6 protein-coding genes are annotated in these 6,519 nt (G+C 62.0%); 3 read left to right on the top strand and 3 right to left on the bottom strand.

Going from position 1 to position 6,519, the window contains the following annotated elements; all coding sequences use genetic code 11:
* Nucleotides 1-195, top strand: a 195-nt coding sequence (locus tag AC069T_RS31515; protein ID WP_478785985.1) for a transposase, incomplete at its 5' end; no start/stop codon positions are given.
* A gap of 124 nt (nt 196-319) precedes the next feature.
* Here AC069T_RS31515 and AC069T_RS31510 read toward each other — a convergent pair.
* Entirely contained in the window at nt 320-2,215 is a 1,896-nt protein-coding gene (locus tag AC069T_RS31510) for an ATP-binding protein (protein ID WP_478785984.1), read from the bottom strand.
* A gap of 536 nt (nt 2,216-2,751) precedes the next feature.
* On the opposite strand from AC069T_RS31510, the gene AC069T_RS31505 reads away from it, so the two are divergent.
* A complete protein-coding gene (locus tag AC069T_RS31505) occupies nt 2,752-3,414 on the top strand; it encodes an HAD family hydrolase (RefSeq protein WP_478785983.1) in 663 nt (220 codons plus the stop codon).
* Here AC069T_RS31505 and AC069T_RS31500 read toward each other — a convergent pair.
* Nucleotides 3,395-4,669, bottom strand: a complete 1,275-nt coding sequence (locus tag AC069T_RS31500) for a transcriptional regulator (RefSeq protein WP_478785982.1) — start codon at nt 4,667-4,669, stop codon at nt 3,395-3,397. The genes AC069T_RS31505 and AC069T_RS31500 overlap by 20 nt on opposite strands.
* Before the next feature lie 187 nt (nt 4,670-4,856).
* Between AC069T_RS31500 and AC069T_RS31495 the strand changes: the two genes are divergently transcribed.
* Entirely contained in the window at nt 4,857-5,360 is a 504-nt protein-coding gene (locus AC069T_RS31495) for a hypothetical protein (protein WP_478785981.1), read from the top strand.
* An 8-nt stretch (nt 5,361-5,368) separates the two neighbouring features.
* Here the strand turns inward: AC069T_RS31495 and AC069T_RS31490 are convergent, their stop codons facing one another.
* Nucleotides 5,369-6,502 carry a hypothetical protein gene (locus AC069T_RS31490; RefSeq protein ID WP_478785980.1) on the bottom strand — a complete coding sequence of 378 codons (1,134 nt, stop codon included), beginning with the start codon at nt 6,500-6,502 and terminating at the stop codon, nt 5,369-5,371.
* Nucleotides 6,503-6,519: the final 17 nt, after the last annotated feature.

Raw genomic sequence — 6,519 nt, 5'->3', positions numbered from 1 at the left:
CTGCGACGCCGCCGGATCCTGCCGGTCATCTCCCGCAAGGGCGCCCCGAACATCAAGGACCTGGGCAAACTCCGCTACGTCGTCGAGCAGACCTTCGCCCTGCTCCACCAGTTCAAACGCCTCGCCGTCCGCTGGGAACGCCGAACCGAACTCCACAACGCCTTCGTCTCATTGGCCTGCAGCCTCATCTGCTGAAGACGCCTCAAGAAGGCACGCCCATGATCGTGTTACGAGCTCTACGCCACGAGGAATCTTGCCAGTACCCTCACCCCAGTTCTCACCGCCAAGTACTCTTGCGGGATCCGATCAGGGCAGCAAATTAGGGTTTGGGGAGCCTCTTTAGAGCTTCGTAGCGCTCAAGAAATTCGTTGTGACTCTTCTTGACCATTCCCAGAAGGTCCGAATACTGTCGCACGTAGATTTGAGTCATTCTTAGCATGTCCATCTCGATTGCCACTGCGGGGTCATTACTGATCGACCCGCAGAACAAGTATCCGACGACGTTGCTGGGGCGATACGAATCGTCTGTCGACCGTTGGACCAACTGACGCAGGAAAATAATATACTCGCGAATCTGCCCCAACTCCTTGGCGGTTGCAACAGAGTGCGGTCGCTTTATTTCAACAACTACTAGCGTGCTTCCTTCTGCTACACAAAGAAAATCTATCCTCCGATCTCTCTCAGGCAGGTCGGAGTCCGGAAAGTGGTCACGGAGCAGTCGACTGTAGCGCACCTCGTCCGCAACAAGGTGCCACCTCGGATCCAGAGCCCAAGGGAACTCCTTGAAGAAATTATGCAAATCGGGAACCTCGAGAGCATTATTTGTAATCATACCCTCCAGTTTCTCGATCGTAGCGATGCGCCCTCGCGTGACCCTTGACATTTCCTTTGCTTCTACTATTTCCCACTCGCGGAAGAGGGAGATGAGCTGCGCAGGGTCCTTTAGTTCCGTTTCACTAACCTCCTCGGCTATTTCCCAGAAGGCATCGAACTCAAGGAAGTCGATGCATGATTTCACTATGCTGCGCGCTTCTTCGTCCCGCCCGACCAAATTGCCACCCACGGCAGCCCGAACCAGTTTGTCGGCCACTCGGCGGGCTCTTTTGTGCTCGGAACCCGCGGTTGCTTCTATGAAGTCCTTATAAACTGGCGCTTCCTCTAGTTGCTTAAGATTGTCGTATCGCCTCTTTTCGGACCAGTTGCGAGAGACTTTCTTTACCTGCCTACTACCCCATTCGAGAAGAGCAGTATTACTTTCCGTATCCCACACGAGCGAAGTTCGCGCCGTTCCGACAGTATCCTCCTCTTCGTCCACAAAGTCTGCGTTTAGCTCGCCGATCAGATAAGCCAGGGCATATTGTTGACCGGTGCTGGCTTCAAACCAGAAGGGCTCTTGGACGAGTTTCCCGCGGGCCATAATTGAAATCCCCCGCTGAATACCATCATCGGCACCACTGGAGTGAGGAAGTGCCCCAATCCACCCCTTTACACGCCAGCCGGTACCAGGGGAAATCTCCTCGTCATAGTTCCAAATATAGGGGTCACCATTTACATCCCTAGCAAGCAATGACTTGAGATCTCGCTCCTCAGACGTGATCGGATCACCATTTATTATAACTTGGAAGTCCTCGTCAATCACAGCAAATCGGCGCGCTATGTGCCTCCGCAGGGATCCGATCGAGACCGCTCGCTTGCGAAACTTCTCGATTTTCCTAAGCGTTATTCTCGTTCCGTGAGAGACGTTACCGCTGGGTTGCATCGGATCGAACTCGGCAATCCGCTTATTAGCTGCTGCCTCGAGTTCATCATAATCCATCACGAACCGAGTTGTGGCTGTCTCCTTTACGCTCTCAACTTCTATCTGTCGAGCAATACCAAATCCAGAGAATTTCCCTAGACCCTTTCTTCCCATGTATCGGCGGAACGGGGCAGTCTCCCTCTCTCCTTTTCCTTCTACCTGGCGACGGTCTCGGCCCACCAGCAAGTAATTTTGTCGAACCTCATCATCGCTCATCCCGTCTCCATCGTCGTGAGCGACGATGACGGAAGTGTCCGTCACGCGGTTATCGGGAATGCTGATCTCGACTTTACTTGCCCCAGCGTCCCAAGCGTTCGCAATCAACTCAGATATCACTGGAGGGAGAGTTGAATACATTTGGACGCCAAGGTGCTTAATCGTGGCAGGATCAAACTCCATCTTGTATGGTCTCGTCACTTTTTCCGTCCCCTTTGCAACGCACCTTGACTTGAGGTGATCATTCTGCCGCAAGTCACCTCCGGGCGCACGGAGTTGAGGAGATCGTCCGTTAGTGGAGGCCAGCGTTCCTCAACGAGCCGGCCAAATGGCGGAGGTCCTGTCGGCGGGACGAGTGAGACGGTGAGCCGTCGTCTATGGTGATCAACTTCAGCTGGAGCTGATGAGGTAGGCGGTCTCTAAGATGCAACTGTCTCGCCGAGGGAGGTTGTACAGCGGTCACAGCTGACGCCATTCTGAACCAGGGCACGACCAGGCAAGGGCACTCGCTGTGGAACCGTGCTGGAACCAAGCGGCCGAATGGTCACATTGCGGGGAGAAGCCACTATGGACACAAAACGTCCAACATCCGACAGGCGCGCCTCTGTTACCGCCTGCGTGAACGTGTAAGGGACTCTGGCCGAGCACCTGCCTGGTGTCTGAGGCACCGTTCTGGACACATGCCCAGTGAACAGACACTCACTGCTATGCCTTCGACTACTCGCTAGTCTGCTCCCATGATTCGTGCAGTGGTCTTCGACGTGGGTGAATGCCTCGTGGACGAGACTCGGGAGTACGGGACTTGGGCCGACTGGCTGGGTGTGCCCCGGCACACCTTCGATGCGATGTTCGGGGCAGTGATCGCCCAGGGGCGCGACTACCGTGAGACGTTTCAGGAGTTTCGACCCGGCTTCGACCTGTATGAGGAGCGGGAGAAGCGGGCCGCTGCCGGGCAGGCGGAGACCTTCGGTGAAGAGGATCTGTACGAGGACGTCCGTCCTGCGCTCGCACGGCTTCGTGCCGACGGGCTGTGGCTCGGCATCGCGGGTAACCAGACCGTGCGGGCGGGGCGAATTCTGCGCTCGCTGTTCTCCGAGGACGTCGATCTGATCGGCACCTCTGACGACTGGGGTGCCGCGAAGCCCGATCCCGAGTTCTTCAAGCGGGTGGCGGCCGCAGTACCGTTCGAGCCTGACGAGATCCTCTACGTCGGAGATCGCTGCGACAACGACATCCGCCCCGCCGCCGAGGCCGGGATGCGCACCGCACTCGTGCGCCGTGGGCCTTGGGCCACAATTCAGTGGGGTGACTCGGATGCCGTCGAGTTGCCCACGTTCCGCGTCCTAGGTCTTCTCGAACTCGCCGGGTCGATTTCCAGCTTCAACGACTCAACGCGCTGACGGTCGTCGACCAGGCGTAGAGCCGATCGTCGAACTCACGGACGCAACGCTCGTGCTGGTACGGCGTGAGAGCGCGGCGGACTTCCCGTACGCGGTCCATGCCAGTCGCGTACCAAGTGAGGTTCAGTTGGTTGAGGGCGCGGCACGCGTACTCGCATGCCAACTCGGGGCTCTCTGACGCGGCCTCCACGGCAGCCAGGTCGCCGAACACGACCGTGCGTTGTTTGTCCTCGGCGGCGGGGAGTTCGTCCAGGACCCGGAGCAGCGTCTCGCGGGCCTGGGGCAGATGCCCCGCCATCAACTGCGTATTCCCCTTGAACGCGGCCAGGCGAGTCGGTGAGAACCAATCGATCCAGGGCGGCGACGCATGCTCATTGCCCATGGTCAGTGTGTCTTCGGCGTGACCGATCAAGTTCAACGCTGTACGCGTGTTCCCGCATCTGGTCTCGCACTCCGCCTCGACCGCATCGAGCCAAGCCAGGAACTCCGCCGAGGCGGGGGCGCGGCGGGCATAGGTGCGGGCTGCCACCATCCGCTCGAGCGCCGCATCTCGGTCACCCGCCCAGCCTGGAATGAAGGCCATGTGGGCGATGACTGCCGCGCCGAGCAATGGGTCGTCGGCCTCTCCCGCGGCTTGGAGCGCCGCGAGCAGTGTGTCGCTCGCCCCGGTCGGCTCTCGAAGGTCGAAGAACTCGATCCGCCCGGCCAACAGGTACGACTCAGCAAGCGCTGCGGCAACCGTGCGTCGGGTGGGGTCCTTCGTCTCCGACAACAGCGCACATCCCAGTGCCGCATGTGCGAGCACAGCAGGGTGCAACACGGCCGGAGCGACCGACCAGTACAGCCGACGGTGCGATCGGGTCACGGATTCGAAGTCCGCTCCGACCGTGGCGGGTTGTTTCGCTGCGGACGTCCTGCCCGGAACAGCGGCAGCGTTGACCACAGTTGCCGCACCAGCCAATGGAACACGATGCGTACGAGCCGGCTGCGCCTCGTCCGGGCCCCAGGGAGGAGTGAACCCGAGCGACTCCATGGGCTGCCCAAGCAAGTGGACCAGAACCCGCTGGCAGTCCGGCTGAGGCCACGGGGGGCTCTCGGACTCCCAGCGTCTGACCTGACGCACGCCGACCGACAGACCGCGGACACCAATTTTGTTGGCTGCGTGGGTCAAGGCGTCGGCCAAATCTTGCTGTGAGTTGTAGCCGGCGGCCACGCGAGCGGCCTTCAAGCGGACGTTGCCCATGGGACGAGGCACGGATACCTCCTCAGAGAGACTGCGTCGACTGTCCCACAGAAAGTCCCATGCACGACACCTCCTCACTCGCAGGTGTCAACTAGGCCCTTTCCATGTCCCGTTGACGACCGGTTCAAGCCCTCGATTGTGACGTGCTGTGCGTACACGCTGAACTCGCAACAGCGACGAATGACGACAGGGGTACGCCATGGACACACAGCGGACGACAGAGAGAACCATCGCCGAGTGGCTCACGCGCGAGCACCCGATGCCAGAGCAGGTGTGGACGGAGTGGGCGACGATGGGCGTCGCCCTGGTACCGCTCGGCAGGCGCTTCGCCGCTGTACGTATGCACGCGGACATCGTTCACGCCGCCGTCGACTCCGACGATCCGTCTCAAGTGGCCGAACGAATCAGGGCTCTGCTTCCCGGGCCCATCGTTCACGATCGTCGGGTCAGTGGGGTCACGTACTACGCCCTGATCCCACGCCACTCCGATCTCGTATGGGTCCATGACGACGTCGCCCCTTGCTTGGGGCCTGGCGTCTATCTGGGCGTGCCGCGCATCGACCGTCGCGAACCACCGGGAACCTATTGGGTAATGGCGCCGCGCCACAACGGTGACCTCTGTGCGCCACAAGCCGTGGCCGACCTGATCGAGGTGGGGCGGCAGCGACTGGCCCGACTGTCGGAACTGCGAAGCGTCGAATGACGTGAGCCCTACTGAATGCTGTAACGGTGGCCGTGGGCCGAGTTCGTCGGGCACGTGAAGATGTTGAGTTCGCCCCAGCGGCCCACTGTTACCTCGGTCGGGGTGACGGAGCCGTGGGTGGGGAGGTCACGGTCCTCCACCGGGGTCCAGCTGCCGCTGCCGCCGTCCCATTCCGAGCTGTCGATCGTGAGCAGCAGGTCCATCGGGGTCCCGCAGGTGCGGCAGTCCATGGGGGACGGGTCCGTGAGGTGCCAGGACGCGAAGCCGCCGACGCGCCAGCCCGGCGGGATGGAGAGGTCGTACTGGTAGGCGGGCGGCTCGGGCGGGGCCTTCGCCTCGCGCGCCCTGGCCCACTCCTCGTACTCCGCCTCCGTGTCCCAGCTCTGTACCTCGTCCGTCATGTCCCAGCTCTGTACCTCGTCCGTCATGTCCTCGTGTGCAGCCTGCGCCGACTCCTCAAGTGCCTCCTCCCACGCGTCGATCCGGGCGCACAGCTCCTCCGGCAGGAGGCCGGCGAAGGGGTACGTCGTCACCTGTTCCGGGTGCAGTACGCAGGGCTCCGGGACGTACCCCGCGTAGCCGACCACCTCCGGCTGCGGGGGCGTGGCCAGCGGGTTCGTCACCTCCCGCGAGCGGCGCCAGCGCAGGTGCAGTGCCATGCCGTAGCCGCTTGCGCCGTGCCGGTCGAAAGGGCACCAGAAGATCTGGAGCAGGTCGCAGTCGTCCGGTCCCGGCGGCAGGTCGGCGATGTCCCGCCGGTAGAGCTGGGCCAGCCCGATCATGGGCAGCGGGTCGGTGTCCGCCAGGTCCGCCACGCGGTGTTCCCGGCTCAGTTCCGTCAGGAGCCGGCGTTCCTCCTCGGTGGGGCCGGTGGCTGGGTCACGGGCCCAGGCACGGGCCCGGATCCGGCGCTCCTCGTGGATGTCCGCCGGGCGCCTGCCGTGGTTGCGCCCGTGCGACTCCGTACAGACGGGCCAGGGTTCGTCCACCGGCCACAGCAGCGGGCCGCCCACCGAGCTCATCGTCGCGTCGGGCGTGCCCGGCCTCGGGTGCAGCCGGGTCGTCGTCCCTCGGTGCGCCGCCAACTCCGGGAAGTGTTCCTCGATGTCGAGCGGGCGGGGCGGGGTGGTCCTGCTGGTCATGCATCCGACTGTAGGTC

The sequence above is a fragment of the Streptomyces sp. NPDC043867 genome, from assembly GCF_056435845.1.
This window is presented reverse-complemented; position numbering and strand designations above follow the sequence as displayed.